The following is a 19,762-nucleotide window of genomic DNA, read 5'->3' on the forward strand; positions in this document are numbered from 1 at the left end:
CTAAGAGAACATATATGCCACAAGTCGATGACGAGCGCCAGTACTGGGATCTGGTAGACGATTTTATCTCGCGTGCCAATGAGCACTGTGACAATACCGATCCGAGTATGGTGAGTGCGGCGATATTACAGGCGGCCTCGCGGTTTAATGCTTTTATTGTTGCCAGCTCATCGGTCGACCGCAAAGAGTATACCGAAGAGCTAGAGGCCTCTTTACGTTATTTGACTAACCAATACCGCGACCAACTGAGCGATAATTTAGAAGATTACCGTGAGAACTTTAAAGTTTACACCCGTACCGAGAACGATGACTCGACCGACGATCAGGCAATAGACTCTTGAAAAAATCCAATTTTGTGGCGAGGCTTTGCCCCTGTCATTTGGCGTTTGCGCTGTTCGCTGCCGGATTAGCACAAACGAGCCAAGCGCAGACAACGGATTGGATATCGTTGGTATGGCAAAATGATTTGTTTAGTGGTCGTGATGGTGGTGGCTATACCAACGGTTTGTTTATTTCTTTGTATCAAGTGGCCGAGGCCGAAGCTGAACCGCTTGTCGAGCCCACGCTTATCAAGCCGCTTAGTTGGTTGTTAAACGATGGCTATGATTTGGCGTTTAACGAGCACTCGGTCGGCCAAGTCATGATAACGCCGGCGGATATTAGCAAGTCGACTCCAGCCCCTCACGAGGTGCCCTACGCGGGTTTGTTAACCTATCGCGCCAGTCGCGTGCTGGTAAATGACAATATTGCCGATATGGTACGTACTACTGTAGGTGTTATTGGTCCGGCATCGATGGCCGAACAGTCACAAAAGTTTATTCATAAAGTTGTGGGCTCTACCGAGCCTAAAGGCTGGGACTACCAGCTGGAAAACGAGCCAGTCATCGCCGTGCGTCGCGCGCGCGTATGGCGTTATGAGTTAAGTCCGATGATCGACACGGTACTGTTGGCGCAGGGCCGCGCAGGCAATCTAGAGTCGGCCGTTGGCGCTGGTGCTTTGGTGCGTTTTGGGCGCGGCTTGCAGCGCAGCTTTGCGACTACCTTGTTGCAACAAGGACGTACCAGCACACCCACCGCTGTCGAAGATGGCTGGTATCTATACGGCGGTTTTGAAGCCGATTATGTATTTAATAACATCTTTGTTAACGGCAATACTTACCGCGATAGCCCCTCCTCCGATTTGCGTCATAATCAACTCAGTTTTACCGCTGGCATGAGCTACGCTTGGGATGCTTTTAGTGTGACGTTTGGCTACAAGTCGGGTACTAAACTGGATATTCACGATTCATCTCGCGACAGTTTTGGCACACTTAGCTTTGCCTGGAAACTGTAAATGCAAACGGCGCTCTTTGTTGGCTATGTGTGGCCCGAGCCTAACTCGTCAGCCGCCGGGCGACGAATTTTAGATTTAATTGACGCGTTACAGGCCGGCGGTATTGCTGTGCACTTTGCCTCAGCCGCCTCTCCCACTGAGCATCAGTGTGATTTAGCCGCTCTTAATGTCACCACTCATACTATAGCTTTAAATTGCGCCAGCTTTGATCGTTGGGTGGCCGCATTGGCCCCTGAGGTGGTGGTGTTTGATCGGTTCGTGACCGAGGAGCAATTTGGTTGGCGGGTTGCCACTGCTGCGCCTAAAGCATTGCGGGTGTTAGACACCGAAGACTTACACAGCTTGCGCGCGGCCCGCGAGTTAGCCTTAAAGCGCGCGCTTGGTGCTCAGCCGGGTGCCGATGTCGGAGCGATAACGGCCACTGCCGTCGAGCTGTATGGCTTGATGCGTGAAGACGACATGTTGCTGCGTGAGTTGGCGGCGATTTTTCGCTGTGATTTAACGTTAATGATCTCAACTTTTGAAATCGAGTTGCTACAGCGCTTTTGCCAGGTGCCCGCTTCGTTGTTGTATCACTTGCCTTTTACCGTAGATCAGCCCAACAACGGCGAGCGGCCAGATTTTGCTCAGCGCGAACATTTTGTCAGCATTGGTAACTTTCGTCATCGCCCCAATTGGGATGCGGTATTATGGCTAAAGCAACATGTTTGGCCCGCTATTCGCCGGCAGCTGCCGCGTGCCGAGCTGCACATTTACGGCGCTTATCCGCCGCCTAAAGCAACCGCGCTGCACAATAAGCAGCAAGGTTTTTTAGTGAAGGGCTGGGCCGATGACGCTCTGACGACAGTGGCCCAGCACAAGGTGCTGCTGGCACCGCTACGGGTGGGTGCCGGAATAAAAGGTAAATTGTTGGATGCAATGCTAACCGGTACGCCCAATGTAACCACCAGTATCGGTGCTGAGAGTATGCAGGGCGAGTGCGATTGGCCTGGAGCCATTGTCGACAGCTCTGCCGCCATTGCCGCCGAGGCCGTGCGGCTGTATCAAGATCAATCTTATTGGCAGCAAGCGGCCGATGCCTGTGGCCCACTGTTGGTTAAAAACTATCACCGTGCCAGCCTTGGGCCGGCGTTTTTGGCCGCCCTGCACGCGCGCTATCAAAACCTAACAACTTCGCGCCGCGACAATATTTTAGGCGCCCTGTTTAACTACCATGGACAGCGCAGTACTGAGTTTATGTCGCGTTGGATTGAGGTGAAAAGTCGTTTAGCCCAAGAGCCTTAATCGCGGGGTTGTTGTTTTTTAAACGGACTGGCAAATTGCAAAATAATAAAGTTAGTCAGCGATAGTACCAATGCGATCTCGTAACGGTTATAAGCTACCGATACGCCAATAGCGCCGGTGTTCCAGATACTCGCGGCTGTCGCCGTGCCTACGGTGTGGTCGTCATTTTTTAAAATAGCGCCGCCGCCAATAAAACCGATACCGGTAATAATACCGTACATCACTCGCGCTTCGGCATCGGAGCCCGAATACACTTGAATGCCCACCAGCATATAGGCACAGGCGGCTAATGCCACTAGCGGAAAGGTGCGCAGTCCGGCGCCACGTGCACTTTGTTCGCGGTTAAACGCCATGGGCAGTGCCAGTATCAGTGCGATACCAAGACGCAATAAATGCTCGATAATTTCCTGTAGGCTTAAATCAAAAGTCATAGTGTGTCTTAGTGTGGGAGGCTGACTTAATCGGCCAGATAATATTCCACGGTAGAAACCACCCGTATTTTTTTGATATGCGGGTTATTGGCGTCGCGTGCATTGATAGAAAACTGCCCCTGTGAGGCGCGCTTAATTTTTCCGAGACGGCTGTCGGAGTCGGCGGCGAATTTGCCTGCCACTTCGCGGGCGTTTTTAGTGGCCTGCTCAATCATGCTGGGCTTAATATCATTCAGCCCAGTAAATAAATACTGCGTTTGATTGTCGTAATTACCGGCGGTAAGCACGATACCTTGCTTGCCTAGCTCGCCGACGTTACTCATGGTGTTGCGCACTGTATCGATGGCGGTACTGTAAACAGTCACTGTTTGCGTCGCCGAATAACGAAACGTAGGGGCTGGGCCACCGTAAGATTGGGCGGTTTTGTCGGTGACAGAGGGGGTGTTGAGGCTGATGTCGTCCGCGGCAATATCGTGTGCCAGTAAAAACTGTGTAATGGTGTTACTGTTGTCGTCAATGTCGCGATACAGAGCGGCTAAATCGTTGCTCGCCAAGGCATAGCTGATAGGCCAAATAATGATATTGGCGGGCAGCTCACGTTCGGCCAAGCCCTTTACGGTGACGGTTCGTTCGTAATCTTTTACCGCAATAGCCGTTTTGTTTAGCTGGTAGCTTAATAAACCGGTTCCGGCCAATAGGCAAATACCTAATATAATGGCAGCGGGTGTGTTCGAGCGAGCGGGGTGATCGGTCACGGTTTAACCTCGTTACATAAGGGCATGGTTTAGTATGCCAAATTGCATTTTAGTTTGCTTTGTCCTCGTACTAATACCTTTTATAGTACGTTACGGTATAGTTTACCTTCAAGTGATGAGATGTTATTAAAAGGAGTCGTAGTGAACGGACCATCCGGCGATCAATGGCAAGTCGATACCGAGCTCAAAAATTTTGAGCAAACTCGGTTACCGGTGAGCTATAAACGACGCACCTTACAGGCCACCTTAGTGAGGGCGACAGGTAACCCCAAAACGGCCAAGCGCGCGGTATTGTATATTCATGGTTTGACGGATTATTTTTTTCAGGTGCACATGGCCGATGCCTATCGCGCCCAAGGCTACGCTTTTTACGCGTTAGATTTACACGGTTATGGACGCTCGCTGCGAGCGGACGAGCGGCCTAACTACTGTGAAAATATTGCCGAGTATTACCCTGAAATAGATGCCGCAATTGAGCACATAAAAAGCACAGGTGTCGAGCAGTTAGTGATTAATACACACTCGACAGGCAGCTTAATTGCAGCTATGTACGCTCACGAGGGGCGTTATCGTGACACGATAAATGCCTTGTATTTAAACAGTCCATTTTTTGAATTCCCACTGCGTGGCTGGCAGCCATTATTGCTGCGCGTGATTGTCGCGCTGGGCCGCTGGTTCCCTTATATCAAATATAATAATGCCATGCCTTCGTTGTACGCTAAAAGTATCCATCGCGATTTTTATGGTGAGTGGAGCTATAACAAAAAACTAAAGCCGAGCAATGGGTTTGCTATTACTGCGGGTTGGGCGCGGGCCATTTATATCGCGCAGAGACGGTTACAAAAAGGCTTAGATATTCGCTGCCCAGTGTTAGTGATGCATTCGGCGAAGTCAGTTCGCGTATGGCAGTGGAGTGATGAGTTGTTGCACGCTGATTCGGTATTAAATGTTGATGATATGCGCCGTTTTGGACCAGGGTTGGGCGAGCAGGTCGAGCTGGCCTGTATCGACGGCGCTATGCATGATTTGGCCCTGTCTTCTGCTGCTGTACGAGCTGAAGTGTTTAGGGTTACTTTTTTGTGGTTGGAGCAAGTACTAGGCAAAAAGCAGAGTTAAACATTAAAATCTGATTTGTTTTTCTGTATCAATACATAATCATTTGGCCTAAACGGCCCATTAACCAATAGTGCTATTACTATGCCCGAGTTGCCCGAAGTCGAAACCACTCTGCGCGGAGTGGCGCCACATATTATTGGGCGCACAGTTGCTGGCGTTATCGTGCGTCAGCCGCGCTTGCGCTGGCCGGTGCCGGTCGAGCTTAATGAGTTGCTATTAGGGCAAACTTTGTTGGGTGCTACGCGACGTGGTAAGTACTTGTTACTTACGTTTGCACAAGGAACTCTATTAATACATTTGGGGATGTCCGGTAATTTGCGGATTGTCCCCGTGGGTACGCCGGCAGCATTACACGATCATGTCGATATTATATTTGGAACACAGGTGTTGCGCTATCATGATCCGCGTCGTTTTGGCTCTATTTTGTGGCAAGAGGGCGATGCGCAGCAACACGCACTATTAGCTCACCTTGGCCCCGAACCATTAAGTGATGTATTTGATGGTGAATATTTATTTACGCGCTGCCGTAAGCGTACTCAAAATATAAAACAGTTTCTAATGGACAGTAAAGTCGTGGTCGGGGTCGGTAATATTTACGCTAACGAGGCGCTGTATTTGGCCGCTATTAAGCCTATTCGTAAGGCCGGCACACTCAGTCGAAAAGAAAGCAGTGAATTAGTTGCGCAGGTAAAAAGAGTGCTGGTACATGCTATTGAGCAGGGCGGCACGACGCTGCGGGATTTTGTCGGGGGCGACGGCAAGCCTGGTTATTTTAAGCAACAGTTACTTGCTTATGGTCGTGGCGGAGAGCCTTGTGTTCAGTGCCAGAAACCGTTAAAAGAAACTCGTTTAGGTCAGCGTACAACCGTTTACTGTACCGTTTGTCAGCGTTGAGTTGAGATTGTGTTGCGCTATTACGTAACTGTTTTAAAAGTATGCTATAAATACGCGGCATTTTTTTACCGCCACATTGGTGGCAATTTATACTCATAAAAGGCTCTAAATGATGTCTCAGCGCAGTTTTTAGCGTTGTTAACCGATTGAGAGCCTAAATATTAGGGATAAAAAACAATGAAAAAATTACTCGCCGTGTCATTGATGACTCTTTGTCTGTCCACTCAAGCGGCTGAGCCCGTGTATGAGCTAATGGACTTGGTGGGCAGCAAGGATCAAATGGAGCAGATGTCAGATCAGATGGTTACTATGATCACCTCGGCTAACCCCGCACTGATGCCACATCAAGATAAAATTTCCGCCTGGACCAATAAGTATTTTACTTGGGAGGCAATGAAAGAAGATATGGCAGGCATCTATCGTAAATATTTTACCGATGATGAGATCAAAAAATTGATTGAGTTTTATAAAACACCGGTAGGAGAAAAAGCGATTAATGTGATGCCGCAATTGTTTCAAGAGGGAAGCCAAATTGGCATGAAGATCGCCCAAGAGCATCAAGCCGAGCTACAAGAAACGTTAGAGCAGGCTCAAAAGGCGTTAGAGGCCGAGACTAATACAGCGGCAGAATAATATCCTTAAATAAAGCAGGTTAGCCGTGCAGCTAACCTGCTTTAGGATTTTAGTGCGGGTATAAAGCTGGCCGAGACTGTATTGGTATAGTAATACCGCCGTCTTAACGCCGAGCAATAATCCAAACCGCATGAATAATACCGGGTAAATACCCGCATAGCGTTAATAGAATATTCAGCCAAAAATGCAAACCTAATCCTACCTGTAAAAATACACCGACCGGTGGCAGTAAAATAGACAGTATTAGACGAACGATATCCATAAGTGACTCCTTTTTAATATTTTTGAAAATTAAAAGTGCTCGTGACCTTGGTGCAGATTGACCGAATAGGCTGTTTGCTTAGGCTCGAGCGGATGCTTAAATCTTTGGCAAAAATCATATGATTTAGAGCCATGCTGCTTAAATCGTATTTCTACCTATAGGGTAAAGCAAAAAGTGATCCAAGCTGATTTTATTGCAGCTAAAAGGTTTATAGCTCTTGTGTGGTGTGGACTAGAGGCGATTCGACTGTATTTGGAAATTTAATTCACGCTGAAGGTTATTAAGATCAGGTTTGAATTTTTTACAAGTTATAGTGCTGGGCGAGCCAAGCTTGCGCTTCTTGCATCGAGTCGAGTATTACCGTAGCGCCACTAAAGTCTAAGCCGCGTGAATAATCGTTTTGCACGACGATACAATCGAGCCCAGCGGCTAATGCCGAGTGTAAACCGGTGGGGCTATCCTCCAGTGCAATACAGGTATTGGCACTGATGCCCATGCGTTTAAGCGCGAGCAGATAAACGTCGGGGGCGGGTTTTGCATTGGCGACATCATCGCGGGCGGCAACGATAGAAAAATGCCGGCCAAAAGCGTAATGATCTAATGTTGGTTGCACTTCATATGCTGTGGCACCCGTGGCGATGGCCATTTTTAACGATTTATTCGCAACCCACTCTACTAGCTCCGATGCGCCAGATATAAGAGGGCAAGGTTTTTTTCCAAAGGCGTCCTGAGTGAGCGCTTCGCGTTTGCTCAATAGTGTGGCAGCAGATATTGGCAAAGGGTAGTGAGTGGTTAAATATTCAGCATTAAAATGGGTCGGAACCCCCGCTAAGTGCGCTTTGTAATCGGCTTCGGGGAACTCGACGCCATACTCGGCCAGCAATGTAACCCATAGTTGGTAGTGTTTGCGCTCGGAGTCAACCAGAGTGCCGTCGTGATCAAAAATAACGCCTTGGAGCATAGCTGGAAGTCTCGGCGGGGGGAGAAGTTATCAATGTGCGGTGCTGAGGAAGGCGCACAACCTAGAGTTGTCGCCTTCCTGCGAGCGTTAGCGGTGTGCGGAATCGCCCACTTTAAAGCCTGAGCCTTCTGTGATTTCAGCTTCGGCGTAAGCGCTTTCGACATTGGTGATTTTAATTTCACCTAAAGTGTCGTAGTTAACTTTAAGTACGGCACCTGTGGATGGGTCTTTGATTTCACGGCCTTTACGTTTAACGGTTAAGGTTTGCCCGGTTTTTAGTCCTGCATTACTGCCAGCGTTAAGAATAACTTGTTTGCCATCAATGTCGGCAAGCAACAGTGGTGTTGAGCTTGAGGCTGTCGCAGTTGGCGCCGCCGTTGCACTTGAAAAGTCTGAATTGACCAAGCTTTTAGTGACTTGGTCAATGGCATCGCGCAAAGCTTCGGTAGCGTGCTTCTCGTTCCAGCTTTCGCCACCGCCAAAGCCAAATACACGTACATTCATTGAGGATTTATTGCCGGTACCGGTGTCGGCAAACAGTATGCGAGAGGTGTTAACGTCGACAATGCGTACATCAACAGTTGCGGCATAGCCTTTTTTACCTACATGTACACCACCGCCACCACCGCCGGCATTACTTTCGCCGTATTCGGTCACGGCCCCAGTGATAATGTATTGCACGCCAATAATTTTACCGATTTTGGCGGCTGTAGCCGGATCGACGCGCCCAGAGCTGCCTAGGTTTTGCTCTTCAATAAGACTATTTAAGCGGCCGCGCTCAAAGATATCGTAATTGGTTTGTTTGACCAGTGCGGTGGTTAGAATGTCGGCGGCACCTTGTCCGATACGCCAGCCGCCATGTTGGCTTTGATTTTCAAAGTCCATAACGGCGACTTTAGGGGCAGCGGCGAACGCCGGTAAGGCCCAGGTGGTTAATAGTGCGATAAAAACAGTGATGGTAGCTTTGCGTATCATACAGATCTCCTTGAGGTGGCCATGATGCCGGCATCGATGTCTATTATGCCAACAACTTGGCGATTTTCTAGCTTCATTCTATGGGTTTGTGGAAAAAGTCCTGCCAAAGTTGCGGGTTATCGGTATAAGCTAATCGCAGCTAAGCTCGCGATTGATTTGAAAGTGTGGAGGTACTCATGAGATCCCTGATTGTTATTGTCGTTATGTTGGTGCTGTGTTGGCTATTTACCGATGTGCGTTCCGAGCATGCGGTTTTTAATGTGTTAGCACCATTAGGTGTAGCGATATCTGTGCTGGCACTAACAATATGGGGGGTGTTTGCGATGGTTTCCGGTCGTAAAAAATACGATCAGCGGCCGCCGCCGCCAGAGTTTTTTAAATCACACGACAACCCTAGCGATGACAATATATAGAGTGTAGGGCTGGCTTATGGTCTTAGTCAGCTACCAGCACCAGGTGCGAGGCAGTTGTTTAAGGTAAGCTCGGCGGCTGCTAATTAGCTCGGCGTAAGAGGCCATTAACGATAAATCGACGGCACGACCACCGACCTTAAGTACCCGCACTTGGCGCTCTAGGCCGGTAATCTCAGAGATCAATTGGCGCCGCAATGCCCCCGTATGATTGATGTTGATAGACATCCCAAAGCCGCTGCTTGGTTGTTTATGTGATCGGCGAGATGACATGGAGATCTCCGTTGTCGCGTAAAACCGGCCGGTATGAGTTTGCCGATCATGGTTTGTTGTATTGTTTTTGCTCGTTAGAGCTTAGCACGCACCGAGCTGATTGGCCTGTGACAAAAGTGGTGTAGTTAGATCTTTACCTAATTAGTAGCCCTAAAACTGGGTTGCCCAACTACTAAAAGCCGCCGATTGAAGTATCTATTGGCTTTATATGTGCCAGCCGCACTGACATCTTGGTTCGCTAAGAGTTTCGAGCAGTGCCGCGTGTAGGCGAAGGGCTTTCTGGGGCGTCAGCGCGGTACATTAGCCGTGACGCTCAAGCCAAGCACGTGCCATAAATAGGGCGGCGATGGTACGACCTTCGATCACATCCTCGCGCATCGACAGCTCTAATAAGTCATTAATATTACAGGGCACCACTTCTAATGGTTCGGGTTCATCGCCGGTTAGGCGTTCGGGGTATAAGTTGCGCGCTAGCAGTACGTGAATTTTGTGCTCCATATACGCCGGTGATAAATGTAAACATTTTAAGTAATCAAGTGTATCGGCACCGTAGCCGACCTCTTCTTTCAGCTCGCGATTGGCTGACTGTTCGGGAGTTTCGCCTTTGTCCATTGCGCCCTTGGGCAGTGACAAATGGTAATTCTCGAGCCCCCCGGCGTATTCACGCACCATAAGCACAGTGTTAGGGTCGAGCATCGGCACCATCAGTACGGCTCCTAAGCCGCCACTGCAGAGCTTTTCATAGCTGCGTTCGACGCCATTGCTAAAGCGTAAGTCCAGTTGCTCGACTCGAAACAGCCGGCTTTGGGCAACGGTTTGGCGCTGTAAGATTCTGGGTGTTTCGGGCATATATATGTCCGTCAGTTGGTGTTGGCTGAGCGGTGCACGCCGTATAAATGGGTTACACTAACGCGCTGAAGCCAGCAACTAGTTTGATTAATGGCATAGCAATAGTAACAACAACCGCGCTACAAACACGACTATAAATTCGGCGTAAGTCATCAGCGGGTGGCTCACTTAAGTATGATTAGCTGCGTAGCTCAGCGATAGGCCAGTATTTTTAATGTACGAGAGTCTACCTTACCTGAAACCGGCCAGTGCAACTAAAACGCTTGCGTGTGCGTCTATCAATAGCTGGCGCGGCTGGACGCGCATGAATATCAACGGGAAGAGCGCATGATTAGATTAAATAATATTCATAAATACTACCGTGCCGGCGAACAGTCTCTACATGTTCTTAAGGGCATTGATTTGACCATTGCCGAGGGTGAGTTGGTCTCTATTATGGGTTCGTCCGGCTCGGGAAAATCAACCCTGCTTAATATATTGGGTGTGTTAGACCACTACGACAGTGGCGAATACACCTTGGCTGGGCACCCGATCAATCATATTAAAGAGCGTCAAGCCGCCGAGTTACGCAACCGTTTTATCGGTTTTGTATTTCAGTCGTTTAACTTACTGCCTTTTAAAAATACCCTAGAGAATGTTGCATTGCCTTTGTATTACCAAAAAGTTAATCGCAAAGTGCGCAATGCTCGGGCGCTGGAGTATTTAGATATGGTGGGCTTGGCTGATCGTGCCGAGCATATGCCCTATCAGTTATCGGGCGGACAAAAGCAGCGGGTGGCCATGGCCCGTGCGCTGGTGACCCAGCCTAAAGTGATTCTCGCCGATGAGCCTACCGGCGCACTGGACAGTAAAACGACCGATGAAGTGATGGCGGTGATGCACCAAGTGCATCAGATGGGAAACACCATCGTGATCGTTACCCACGAGCAGGACATTGCCAATCAGACCCAGCGACAAATTATTTTGCGTGACGGTTTGGTGGTGAATGCCGACGGCGATCCTATAACGTCGCAATCAGTGCCCATGGAGGCCTGATTATGTGGGATAGCTTGCAAGAAATTCTTTTTACCTTACGGCAAAATAAATTGCGTACTGCCCTGACAGCGTTTGGAGTTTTTTGGGGTATTTTCATGTTGATTTTATTGCTCGGTGCTGGCCGTGGTATGCAAAACGGAGTGATGAATACCTTCGGCGATGAGTCGCTCGATTCGATAGTAATTTGGACTGGAACAACCTCGGTGGCGTATCAGGGCCGGGGATTGGGCCGAAAAATTATGTACACCAATGAGGATATCGATGCGGTACGTAACCAAGTCGACGGCCTGCGTTACATTACCGGCGCTAACTCTATGGGACAGGGCTCGGTGGTGTACAACAATAAACAGGGCATGTTTGAAACTTACGGTATTGATGATCGTTTTTTTAAAATTCGAGACAAAGTTCCCTTTCGGGCAGGCCGCACCATCAATGCTCTGGATGAGCGCAATACCCGTAAAATTGTCGTAATTGGTACCAGTGTGCGCGACCGTTTATTTAGTCCCAATAGCGATCCTGTGGGGGCATGGATTAAAGTTAATAATATACATTTAAAAGTGGTTGGGGTGTTTCAAGATCGCGGCAACAACGGGCGTGACTCGGAGCGTGTGTATGTACCTTACAGCACCTTTGCAAAAACGTTTGGGCGCGGCAATCAAGTGCATACCATTTGGGCCCGCCCCGATGCGGACGCTGATGGTTTTGTGGTGCAAGAGAAAATAATCAAGTTGCTTAAGCAGCGTCACGGTGTTTCGCCGGATGACCGTCGTGCGATTCAATCGTTTAATTTTGCCGAGCCGGCGAAAATGATTAAGGGGTTGTTCGTTGCCATTAATGGTTTTATTTGGTTTGTAGGGCTCGGCACGCTCACCGCCGGTATCGTTGGTATCAGCAATATCATGATTATTACCGTTAAAGAACGCACCCGCGAGATTGGTATTCGTAAAGCCCTTGGCGCTACGCCTTTTAGTATCGTCAGTACGTTGTTAATGGAGTCGGTATTAGTAACCAGTATTGCCGGCTATTGCGGTTTAGTCTTGGGGGTGGGACTGGTCGAGCTAATGGCTTACGGTTTAAAGGTTTCGGGCGCGGAGTTGGAGTTCTTTCGTCGCCCCGAGGTGAATTTTCAAGCAGCGGTCACGGCGGTGTTGTTATTAATTGTGGTGGGTGCATTGGCAGGTTTAATTCCGGCTATGCGAGCGGCACGAATTATGCCCGTTGAAGCCATGAAGGCGGAATAACCAATATGATAAATCAAGGGCTTAAGCGTGATTGATTTTGATAAGTGGCGAGAGATATTCACCTCATTGGCGCAACATAAATTGCGCACTGCACTGACGGCATTTGGGGTGTTTTGGGGGATTTTTATGCTGACCGTTTTACTTGGCGCCGGCACTGGGTTACGCAATGGCGTAATGGATGGATTTCCAAAATCGCCCAACAATATTTTTATTTGGAGCGGCAGTACCACACAGTTACCTTATAAAGGCTTGCCTGTTGGTCGTCGTGTAACTCTTAAACCAGAGGATGTGGCGGCAATCAAGCGAGATGTGCCCAGTGTGCAGGAGGTCTACGGTCAAAATAGTATCGGAGTCTGGTCGGGCACACCGCCTTATACCGTGCATAAAAATAACAGTGGAACATTTTTTGTGCAGGGTTCACACGCCGGAATGGCACCCATCAACTCGGTAACGGTGACAGAGGGCCGTTACTTAAATGAGATTGATGATCGCGATAAGCGTAAGGTGGCGGTGATTGGCGCACGGGTTAAAGAGCAATTGTTTGACGCGGGCGACGAGGTGATTGGCGCTAATATTCGAGTGGCGGGTATTAATTTTCAGGTGGTGGGTACGTTTGACTCGCAGCAGCGCGGCAATAACTCGCAAGACGAAGAAAAAATACATATTCCTAACGATACTTTACGTCACGCGTTTAATCAGTCGGGTTGGATCGGTAGTTTTGTGATTCAGCCCAAGTCCGGTATTCATGCAAGCATAGTCGAACAAGAAGTTAAAAAGTATTTGTCGCAACGCAAAGATATTCATCCCAATGATGTTGGTGTGTTAGGTAGTTTTAATTTGCAGGTAGAGTACGACAAAATTCAAGGATTATTTACAGGTATTAATTTTTTTAGTTGGTTGGTGGCGATAGGTACAATTACTGCTGGGGCCATCGGTGTTGGCAATATTATGCTAATTGTAGTGAAAGAGCGTACTCGTGAAATCGGTGTAAGAAAAGCGCTAGGGGCTACCCCGGCGTCGATTGTGTCGATGATCGTGCAAGAGTCGGTATTGATTACGGCGGTGGCTGGATATTTTGGCTTGGTGGTTGGCGTTTTGTTGTTGGCAGGTGTGTCCAGTGTGTTGGAGATGACGGGAGGCGCGGATATGTTTGCTCGGCCTTCGGTTGATTTTAGCACGGCGTTGATTGCTGTTTTAGTGTTGATCGTCTCGGGTGTTTTGGCCTCTTTGTTGCCAGCGGCAAAAGCGGCAGGCGTCAACCCTATTATTGCTTTGCAAGACGAATAAATTATAACGAACGGAATTCACTTTTTATTGAGTTAATTATCATGAAAAAATTTCTATGGATGTTCTTATTATTGTTAATCGCGGTATTGTTTGTCGGTACGGCGATATTTTTGTATAAAAAATCACAAGAGCAGCCGGTAGTGTATGAGGTGAGCTCGCCGTTCACATCGACTGTTGTGAAAAAGACGGTGGCCACGGGTAAAGTGATTCCGCGCAAACAGGTCAATGTAACCTCGCAAGTATCTGGCGTGGTGGATGAGCTGTACGTTACGGCGGGTGATACCGTTAAGAAAGGTGATTTAGTGGCGAAGATATCATTGGCTCCTAATATGGTGACCTTGAACCACGCCGAGTCGCAGCTTGAGAGTGCGCGTATTAGTTTTAATAATGCTAAAGAAGAGCTGGATCGACAAAAAAATCTTTTACAGCAGAAATTGGTGTCAGTATCTGCTTATAATAAATTTCGTTTGAATTATGAATTAGCGCAAGAGTCAATGCAGTCGGCAGAGAATAATTTACTGCTGATTCGCGAAGGTGCAACGCGCCAGTCGGACTTAGTCTCTAATATGATTCGGGCGACGGCCGATGGCATGATTTTAGATGTTGCCAATAAAGAAGGGGCTTTTATCGTTGAGTCGAGTACATTTGGCGCTGGCACGACAGTGGCCACTTTAGCCGATATGACCGATATGGTTTTTGAGGGCTTGGTAGATGAAGCCGAAGTTGGAAAAATTAGTGAAGGTATGGAGCTATTGCTTGATGTTGGAGCGTTAGAGGGCGAACCGTTTGCGGCCGTTTTGGAATACATCTCACCTCAAGGGCAGGATGATCAAGGTACGATTAAATTTGAAATTCGCGCGGCGGTAACCTTGTCCGACAAATTATTCCTTCGGGCCAACTACAGCGCTAATGCCGATATTGTGCTCGATAAGCGCGAAGATGTGCTGGTGATCAACGAAAGTAACCTATTAATCGAAGAGGATCAGTATTTTGTCGAGGTGCAAACCGCACCTCAGCAATTTGAGCGCCGTGAGATTGAAGTAGGTTTGTCGGACGGTATTAATATTGAGGTTGTATCAGGCTTGTCGGAAAGTGATAAAATCAAGCAACAGTAGCGTCTGGGGGGATTCTGGGCGTTAAACGATGGGTGCAATCACTGCCCAGCCCCAGACTCTAGAGGTGCACAATGATCGATTGGCAAGCTATTGATACCGTTATGTTAGATATGGACGGTACCTTGCTCGATCTGCATTTTGATAACTACTTTTGGCTGCATCATTTGCCCGCGCGTTACAGTGAGATCCATGGGGTGGATTTTGAAGTTGCCCGCGCTAAGCTTGCCGCGCGTATTGATGAGCACGTGGGCAGCTTGCAGTGGTATTGCTTGGAGTTTTGGTCTAATGCACTAGAGCTGGACATAAGAGCATTAAAAGCAGAGATAAAACACAAAATTCAGGTGCGTCCACACACCGAAGAGTTTCTCGCGCGCTTACGCGCGGCCGGCAAACACGTGATGCTCGTTACCAATGCTCATCCGCAAAGCATGTCGTTAAAGTTTGAAACCACCCAAATTGACAAACACTTTGATTTGATTGTCTCCTCCCATGAGTTCTCACACGCTAAAGAGGCGCAAGAGTTTTGGCACTCGTTGGCCGCGCACCAGCCGTTCAATCCGGCGCGTACCCTCTTTGTCGACGATACTTTGCGTGTATTAGATTCGGCGCGGGATTTTGGTATTGCCCATTTACTGGCGATTCACCAGCCTGACAGTCAAATGGTGCGTCGTGTTGAAGGCTACCCTGCAATTGAACATTTTAGTGAAATTATGCCGGAGGTGTTTCGTGGGTGAATCCGCTAATAGTAAAGTTCGAGTGGATAAATGGTTGTGGGCGGCGCGCTTTTTTAAAACTCGTAGCCTCGCCAAAGCCGCAATCGAAGCGGGTAAAGTTAATACCGATGGCCAACGACTGAAGCCCAGTCGTGAGCTAGAAATTGGTATGCTGTTAACGATTCGTCAGGGCTGGGATGAAAAAACAGTTCAAGTATTGGCGTTGTCCGGCCAGCGCCGAGGTGCCCCCGAAGCGCAGTTACTGTATCAAGAAACCGAAGCCAGTATTGCCTTGCGCGAGCAGCGGGCGATCGAGCGCAAGGCGGGGCTAGGCAGTTTTATTATTAGTGAGCACCGACCTAATAAAAAAGAGCGCCGCCAGATCCATCGATTTAAACGCATTATGGATGAACCAAATTAACCGACAGTTGCACTCTAGATTATTGATGAGCTTGCACGCTAACACATTATTTATTGCCAGTTTTGGAACCCGTTATGATCAGCAACGATTTACTACACCGCTTTATATTTGACGATTGTGATATTCGCGGTGAGGTGGTGACGCTTGGTAGCAGTTACCAAGAGATCCTGAGCCACAATGATTACCCCAAAGTTGTCCAAGCGCTGTTGGGCGAATTTGTTGCCGCTGTTGCGCTGTTGTCGAGCACCCTTAAGTTTGATGGCGTGGTGACATTGCAGGCGCGTGGCGCAGGTGCTCTATCGCTGGTGATGGCAGAGTGTAGTCATCACAATGAGGTTCGCGCGATTGTGCGTCCGGCGGCCAACGGCGAGATAGACGCCGATGCAGCTACCCTGTCTGACTTACTCGGTGAAGGTGTACTGACCATTACCTTAGACCCAGCTCAAGGTGAGCGCTATCAAGGTGTGGTGCCGCTGGATGCCGATAATGTAGCCGGCTGTTTAGAGCATTACTTTCGTCAGAGCGAGCAATTAAAAACACGTTTTTGGTTGGCTGCCGATGACAGTACCGCCTCGGGATTATTGTTGCAAGCATTACCACAACAGCTTTCGGCCAGCACTGAGGCGAATGCCGAGCAGTGGCGTACGACAGTGGCATTGGCCGACACTGTGTCGGGCGAAGAGCTGCTGCGGATTGATCATAACCAGTTGTTGTATCGTTTGTTTAACGAACAACCATTGCGCTTGTTTAGCCCCAGTGAAGTGCGGTTTGCCTGTAGTTGCTCACGCGAGCGCAGTGCCGAGGCATTAAAATCGCTAGGACAAGATGACGTTGAGCAATTGTTAATCGAGAAAGGGGAAATCGAAATCGATTGTCAATTTTGCAATCAGTTTTATCGCTATAAAGCGGCGGATATTCGCGCTTTATTTGGCCCGGGGACGCTGCATTGAAATCGTTACTGAAAGGTTGTCTCATTGCCATTGGGTGTTGCTCGGTCGGGTTGAGTCAGGCGCAAACCCAAGTGACGGAGCAAAAACCGCCGCCGGAACCGATCAGCAAAAAATCATCGCCCATAGATTTGACACTGACCAAAGAAGCCTCAGAGAAACGCTGGGAGGTTGGAGTTGGTGTGGGGGGGCTATATGGCCCAGACTATCGCGGCTCTAAATCCTATCGTGATTACATAGCCCCTATCCCCTATGTGGTGTACCGAGGGCCGGTCTTCCGTACCGATGGTGATGGTTTACGGGGTGACGTGTTACGTACCGACGTATTTGAGCTGACCGCCAGTATGGCGGTGTCCGTGACCCCTGATAGCGATAAGAACCTATTGCGCACCGGGATGCAGGAGCTTGGCTCGACACTCGAGTTTGGGCCGGCGGCTAAAATTAATCTAACGGGGGTCGATTTTTCCCAGGGTTTTTCACTCAATATACCGGTACGGGCCGTTATGGCCTTAGGTGATGGATCACCCGAATATATCGGTGTTGTGAGTGCGCCGTCGCTGGTCTATAAGCGCTCTATCCTAGGCGGCTGGAAGTGGACAACACGTACCGGCCCAGTGTTTGCTTCGGGTAAATACCACGATTATTACTATACGGTTAAGCCACAATATGCCCTACCCGACCGGCCGAGCTATGAGGCCGGTAGCGGTTACAACGGCTTCAATGCCCAAATGGCACTCAGCCGACGCTTTAGTGATTATTGGTTTGCATTTTATTTGCGCTACTCTAATTTGCAAGGCACAGATTTTGTTGATAGTCCGCTGGTTGAGACTGAGCATAATGTAATGGGTGGTTTTGCTATTAGCTGGGTCATTTTTTAAGAGTGCGGCTCTCACTTGGTGTCGCCGTTGTATTGACGAAGCCGTGAAATCATCATTATTATTAGTGACCATAAAATTAATAATAATGCTGAGGTGACACCATGGTTCGTACATTTTTGATGAGTCTGACTACAACCCTGACCTTGCTGCTAAGCGCCATAACGTTAGCGGCCGAACAGCCGCCGTTAAACCCCAATTTTATCTATTTTTCCAATGGTCAGACGCCGGATGCTTGGCACTGGGTGTTATCCGACCCGGGCAACTGGTGGCAACCGATCGACGCTAACGAAGGTAAAAGCAGTGGCGGCAAAGTCACCATGTCGAGTGCGGCCACCGAGCAGTTTCCCGGCGCGATCAAGCTGAAGTGGGATCGCCGTGATAATTGGGGCGCTGCGGCTATTAGTGGGCGTACTGTCGATTTGTCAAAATTTGAACACGCAGCCGAATTGATGGTAGCCATTAAAGTCGAGAGCCGTGTACCTCACTCTGTTAAGGTTAAAATGATGTGTGGCGAGGGCTGTGAGGCGGAAGTAGACGTGGCTGACAACCTTAGGGAGATGCCGCGCGGTCAGTGGATGGCGTTGCCGTTGGCGCTGGATTGCTTTGCTGCAAACGGGGTTGATTTGAGCAAAGTGACCTCACCTTTTAGTGTGGGCAGTAGTGGTGCCTTAGAGCTGCATATCGCTGAGATTAGTCTTGGTTCTATGGTCGCTGGTGATCAAGGTTGTGTGCCCAATGAGCCTGCCACGCCATAGCGGGTGTATGTGATTGTAAGGCGCAACGCTTAGGAGTCCTAAGCGTTGCGCTATTTGAATTTAAGGTGTGTAACGTTGCCACTCTTGGCTGCGACCAAACAGCGAAAATCCAATAAAACCGCGCACACTTAGGCTGTTACCGCTTTCATTAAGCTCGAGCTTGGCTTTGTAGATCTTACCGCTTTTGGGATCAAGAATATGGCCGCCTGTCCATTCACCGGTGGCTTCACGGGTGAGTCCCCACATAAACGTTAAGCCCTCTAGTGGCTTATTTTTAAAGTCATCGGGACATTTGTCACACAGCGAGCCTTTGGCTGCCTCACGCAGTAGTTCGGTAATCGTGCCGCTTAGCTCCCCCGTCTCATTGATATTTAAGGTCACAATACTTTTACGGCTGCCGTCGCGATCATCAATAGTGATCCAGCGTCCTTCAACTTCTGTAGCTTGGCTTACGGTGTACAAAAAAGATAATACAAGCAGTAAGCTAAGGCGAATGTGGGGGAGCAGTTGCATAACATACCTCGAGGTTAGAGATGCCCTGTGTCAGGGGTGCTGCGGGCACTGCTGTAAACTATAGATCTATTGCCGGCTTGCTGCCAGTTTCTGGGCGGGAATTTTACGCGCGCTGCGCCAGTGATGTTTTACTCGAGAGAGTTTAGATACCATTAGACCCGTAACGCAGCAAGTGATACGCGTCTAATGGAGCGCGGATGTTAATGAAGTAGAGTTTAGACTGGTTATTGACGGCGCATGGGTACGGGTACATCTTTTGGTTTGACTAGCCCAGGCTCGCTTTCAAAACGTTGGTAGGCATTGTCGTGGGCTGTTTTTATCCGACCCATAGCGGCATTAAGCTCCGGGTCGTCGCAACCATCGAGCATCTCCCATAATTTGTCAGCCGTGGCGCGAGCATTTTTTTTGTCATCGGACTTATTGATCTTCATCATGAGTTGAATGTGATTTTGAAGGCCAAGTTTATTTTGCATTTGTTTTTCGAGCGCTGAGCGCGCAATGATCTCGGGCGGTGTTAGCTCGGGGCAATGGTTTTGCATCGTATTGATGATCGTGTAATTTGCCATCATGGTACGAAAATCAAACCCCAATTGTTTTAAATCGGCATGCGCATTAAATGCGGCGGTCGTAAGTAATAGCGCTAGCGCGGTGCGAATAAGTGTGTGCATAAAGCCTCTTGAG

At 48.8% G+C, this 19,762-nt stretch carries 25 protein-coding genes; 16 read left to right on the forward strand and 9 right to left on the reverse strand.

Going from position 1 to position 19,762, the window contains the following annotated elements:
- Nucleotides 1–14 precede the first annotated feature (14 nt).
- Genes GILYN3_RS11875 through GILYN3_RS11885 form a run of 3 tightly spaced genes read left to right on the forward strand, consistent with a single transcriptional unit; the run spans nucleotide 15 to nucleotide 2,617 of the window.
- On the forward strand, nucleotides 15–341 hold the full coding sequence (locus tag GILYN3_RS11875; RefSeq protein ID WP_049723181.1) for a DUF3144 domain-containing protein: 327 nt from the start codon (nucleotides 15–17) through the stop codon (nucleotides 339–341).
- Nucleotides 338–1,333 (forward strand): lipid A deacylase LpxR family protein, encoded by a 996-nt coding sequence (locus tag GILYN3_RS11880; protein ID WP_084005403.1) that lies wholly within the window; start codon nucleotides 338–340, stop codon nucleotides 1,331–1,333. Before GILYN3_RS11875 ends, GILYN3_RS11880 begins: the two co-directional genes overlap by 4 nt.
- Nucleotides 1,334–2,617 carry a glycosyltransferase gene (locus GILYN3_RS11885; RefSeq protein WP_049723183.1) on the forward strand — a complete coding sequence of 428 codons (1,284 nt, stop codon included), beginning with the start codon at nucleotides 1,334–1,336 and terminating at the stop codon, nucleotides 2,615–2,617.
- On the opposite strand, the gene GILYN3_RS11890 is transcribed toward GILYN3_RS11885, so the two are convergent.
- Both GILYN3_RS11890 and GILYN3_RS11895 read right to left on the reverse strand, forming a co-directional pair.
- Entirely contained in the window at nucleotides 2,614–3,048 is a 435-nt protein-coding gene (locus GILYN3_RS11890) for an MgtC/SapB family protein (protein ID WP_049723184.1), read from the reverse strand. The two genes, GILYN3_RS11885 and GILYN3_RS11890, sit on opposite strands and share 4 nt — an antisense overlap.
- A 26-nt stretch (nucleotides 3,049–3,074) precedes the next feature.
- The gene (locus GILYN3_RS11895) at nucleotides 3,075–3,803 is read right to left on the reverse strand and encodes an SIMPL domain-containing protein (protein WP_049723185.1); all 729 of its coding nucleotides are present in this window, start codon (nucleotides 3,801–3,803) and stop codon (nucleotides 3,075–3,077) included.
- A gap of 141 nt (nucleotides 3,804–3,944) precedes the next feature.
- Between GILYN3_RS11895 and GILYN3_RS11900 the strand changes: the two genes are divergently transcribed.
- The 3 genes from GILYN3_RS11900 to GILYN3_RS11910 all read left to right on the forward strand — a co-directional run bounded on the left by GILYN3_RS11900 (nucleotide 3,945) and on the right by GILYN3_RS11910 (nucleotide 6,446).
- Nucleotides 3,945–4,919, forward strand: coding sequence for an alpha/beta hydrolase (locus GILYN3_RS11900; protein WP_049723186.1), 975 nt, complete (start codon nucleotides 3,945–3,947; stop codon nucleotides 4,917–4,919).
- An 81-nt stretch (nucleotides 4,920–5,000) separates the two neighbouring features.
- Entirely contained in the window at nucleotides 5,001–5,813 is an 813-nt protein-coding gene (gene mutM / locus GILYN3_RS11905) for a bifunctional DNA-formamidopyrimidine glycosylase/DNA-(apurinic or apyrimidinic site) lyase (RefSeq protein WP_049723187.1), read from the forward strand.
- Between the two features lie 177 nt (nucleotides 5,814–5,990).
- Nucleotides 5,991–6,446, forward strand: a complete 456-nt coding sequence (locus GILYN3_RS11910) for a DUF2059 domain-containing protein (protein WP_049723188.1) — start codon at nucleotides 5,991–5,993, stop codon at nucleotides 6,444–6,446.
- Nucleotides 6,447–6,549: 103 nt separating this feature from the next.
- Here GILYN3_RS11910 and GILYN3_RS16530 read toward each other — a convergent pair whose 3' ends face one another.
- From GILYN3_RS16530 to GILYN3_RS11920, 3 genes are all read right to left on the reverse strand, one after another.
- Nucleotides 6,550–6,708 (reverse strand): YqaE/Pmp3 family membrane protein, encoded by a 159-nt coding sequence (locus GILYN3_RS16530; RefSeq protein WP_084005407.1) that lies wholly within the window; start codon nucleotides 6,706–6,708, stop codon nucleotides 6,550–6,552.
- A gap of 301 nt (nucleotides 6,709–7,009) precedes the next feature.
- Nucleotides 7,010–7,669, reverse strand: coding sequence for an HAD family hydrolase (locus GILYN3_RS11915; protein ID WP_049723189.1), 660 nt, complete (start codon nucleotides 7,667–7,669; stop codon nucleotides 7,010–7,012).
- Nucleotides 7,670–7,756: 87 nt separating this feature from the next.
- Nucleotides 7,757–8,644: a CsgG/HfaB family protein gene (locus tag GILYN3_RS11920; protein WP_049723190.1), complete on the reverse strand. Its 888-nt coding sequence runs from the start codon at nucleotides 8,642–8,644 to the stop codon at nucleotides 7,757–7,759.
- A gap of 176 nt (nucleotides 8,645–8,820) precedes the next feature.
- On the opposite strand from GILYN3_RS11920, the gene GILYN3_RS11925 reads away from it, so the two are divergent.
- The gene (locus GILYN3_RS11925; RefSeq protein WP_049723191.1) at nucleotides 8,821–9,057 is read left to right on the forward strand and encodes a hypothetical protein; all 237 of its coding nucleotides are present in this window, start codon (nucleotides 8,821–8,823) and stop codon (nucleotides 9,055–9,057) included.
- A 30-nt stretch (nucleotides 9,058–9,087) separates the two neighbouring features.
- On the opposite strand, the gene GILYN3_RS11930 is transcribed toward GILYN3_RS11925, so the two are convergent.
- Nucleotides 9,088–9,327 carry a hypothetical protein gene (locus GILYN3_RS11930; RefSeq protein ID WP_049723192.1) on the reverse strand — a complete coding sequence of 80 codons (240 nt, stop codon included), beginning with the start codon at nucleotides 9,325–9,327 and terminating at the stop codon, nucleotides 9,088–9,090.
- A 300-nt stretch (nucleotides 9,328–9,627) separates the two neighbouring features.
- Nucleotides 9,628–10,176, reverse strand: coding sequence for an ADP compounds hydrolase NudE (gene nudE, locus GILYN3_RS11935; protein ID WP_049723193.1), 549 nt, complete (start codon nucleotides 10,174–10,176; stop codon nucleotides 9,628–9,630).
- A 327-nt stretch (nucleotides 10,177–10,503) separates the two neighbouring features.
- Between nudE and GILYN3_RS11940 the strand changes: the two genes are divergently transcribed.
- The 9 genes from GILYN3_RS11940 (at nucleotide 10,504) to GILYN3_RS11980 (ending at nucleotide 18,568) form a co-directional block, all read left to right on the forward strand.
- Nucleotides 10,504–11,211 carry an ABC transporter ATP-binding protein gene (locus tag GILYN3_RS11940; RefSeq protein ID WP_049723194.1) on the forward strand — a complete coding sequence of 236 codons (708 nt, stop codon included), beginning with the start codon at nucleotides 10,504–10,506 and terminating at the stop codon, nucleotides 11,209–11,211.
- Between the two features lie 2 nt (nucleotides 11,212–11,213).
- Complete coding sequence (locus GILYN3_RS11945; protein ID WP_049723195.1) at nucleotides 11,214–12,452, forward strand: ABC transporter permease; 1,239 nt, start codon at nucleotides 11,214–11,216, stop codon at nucleotides 12,450–12,452.
- A 27-nt stretch (nucleotides 12,453–12,479) separates the two neighbouring features.
- The gene (locus GILYN3_RS11950; protein ID WP_049723196.1) at nucleotides 12,480–13,739 is read left to right on the forward strand and encodes an ABC transporter permease; all 1,260 of its coding nucleotides are present in this window, start codon (nucleotides 12,480–12,482) and stop codon (nucleotides 13,737–13,739) included.
- Nucleotides 13,740–13,780: 41 nt separating this feature from the next.
- A complete protein-coding gene (locus GILYN3_RS11955; RefSeq protein ID WP_049723197.1) occupies nucleotides 13,781–14,854 on the forward strand; it encodes an efflux RND transporter periplasmic adaptor subunit in 1,074 nt (357 codons plus the stop codon).
- Nucleotides 14,855–14,925: 71 nt separating this feature from the next.
- A complete protein-coding gene (gene yrfG / locus GILYN3_RS11960) occupies nucleotides 14,926–15,588 on the forward strand; it encodes a GMP/IMP nucleotidase (RefSeq protein WP_049723198.1) in 663 nt (220 codons plus the stop codon).
- Nucleotides 15,581–15,988 (forward strand): RNA-binding S4 domain-containing protein, encoded by a 408-nt coding sequence (locus GILYN3_RS11965; protein WP_049723199.1) that lies wholly within the window; start codon nucleotides 15,581–15,583, stop codon nucleotides 15,986–15,988. The genes yrfG and GILYN3_RS11965 overlap by 8 nt, the downstream gene beginning before the upstream one ends.
- Nucleotides 15,989–16,062: 74 nt before the next feature.
- Nucleotides 16,063–16,938, forward strand: coding sequence for an Hsp33 family molecular chaperone HslO (gene hslO / locus GILYN3_RS11970; RefSeq protein ID WP_049723200.1), 876 nt, complete (start codon nucleotides 16,063–16,065; stop codon nucleotides 16,936–16,938).
- Nucleotides 16,935–17,813, forward strand: a complete 879-nt coding sequence (locus tag GILYN3_RS11975; RefSeq protein ID WP_232305585.1) for a MipA/OmpV family protein — start codon at nucleotides 16,935–16,937, stop codon at nucleotides 17,811–17,813. Before hslO ends, GILYN3_RS11975 begins: the two co-directional genes overlap by 4 nt.
- A 101-nt stretch (nucleotides 17,814–17,914) precedes the next feature.
- The gene (locus tag GILYN3_RS11980; RefSeq protein WP_049723201.1) at nucleotides 17,915–18,568 is read left to right on the forward strand and encodes a putative glycoside hydrolase; all 654 of its coding nucleotides are present in this window, start codon (nucleotides 17,915–17,917) and stop codon (nucleotides 18,566–18,568) included.
- A gap of 60 nt (nucleotides 18,569–18,628) precedes the next feature.
- Here GILYN3_RS11980 and GILYN3_RS11985 read toward each other — a convergent pair whose 3' ends face one another.
- Both GILYN3_RS11985 and GILYN3_RS11990 read right to left on the reverse strand, forming a co-directional pair.
- Nucleotides 18,629–19,081, reverse strand: a complete 453-nt coding sequence (locus tag GILYN3_RS11985) for a DUF2147 domain-containing protein (protein ID WP_049723202.1) — start codon at nucleotides 19,079–19,081, stop codon at nucleotides 18,629–18,631.
- A 224-nt stretch (nucleotides 19,082–19,305) separates the two neighbouring features.
- A complete protein-coding gene (locus GILYN3_RS11990; protein WP_049723203.1) occupies nucleotides 19,306–19,749 on the reverse strand; it encodes a hypothetical protein in 444 nt (147 codons plus the stop codon).
- Nucleotides 19,750–19,762: the final 13 nt, after the last annotated feature.

The sequence above is a fragment of the Gilvimarinus polysaccharolyticus genome (assembly GCF_001187555.1).
GTDB lineage: Bacteria > Pseudomonadota > Gammaproteobacteria > Pseudomonadales > Cellvibrionaceae > Gilvimarinus > Gilvimarinus polysaccharolyticus.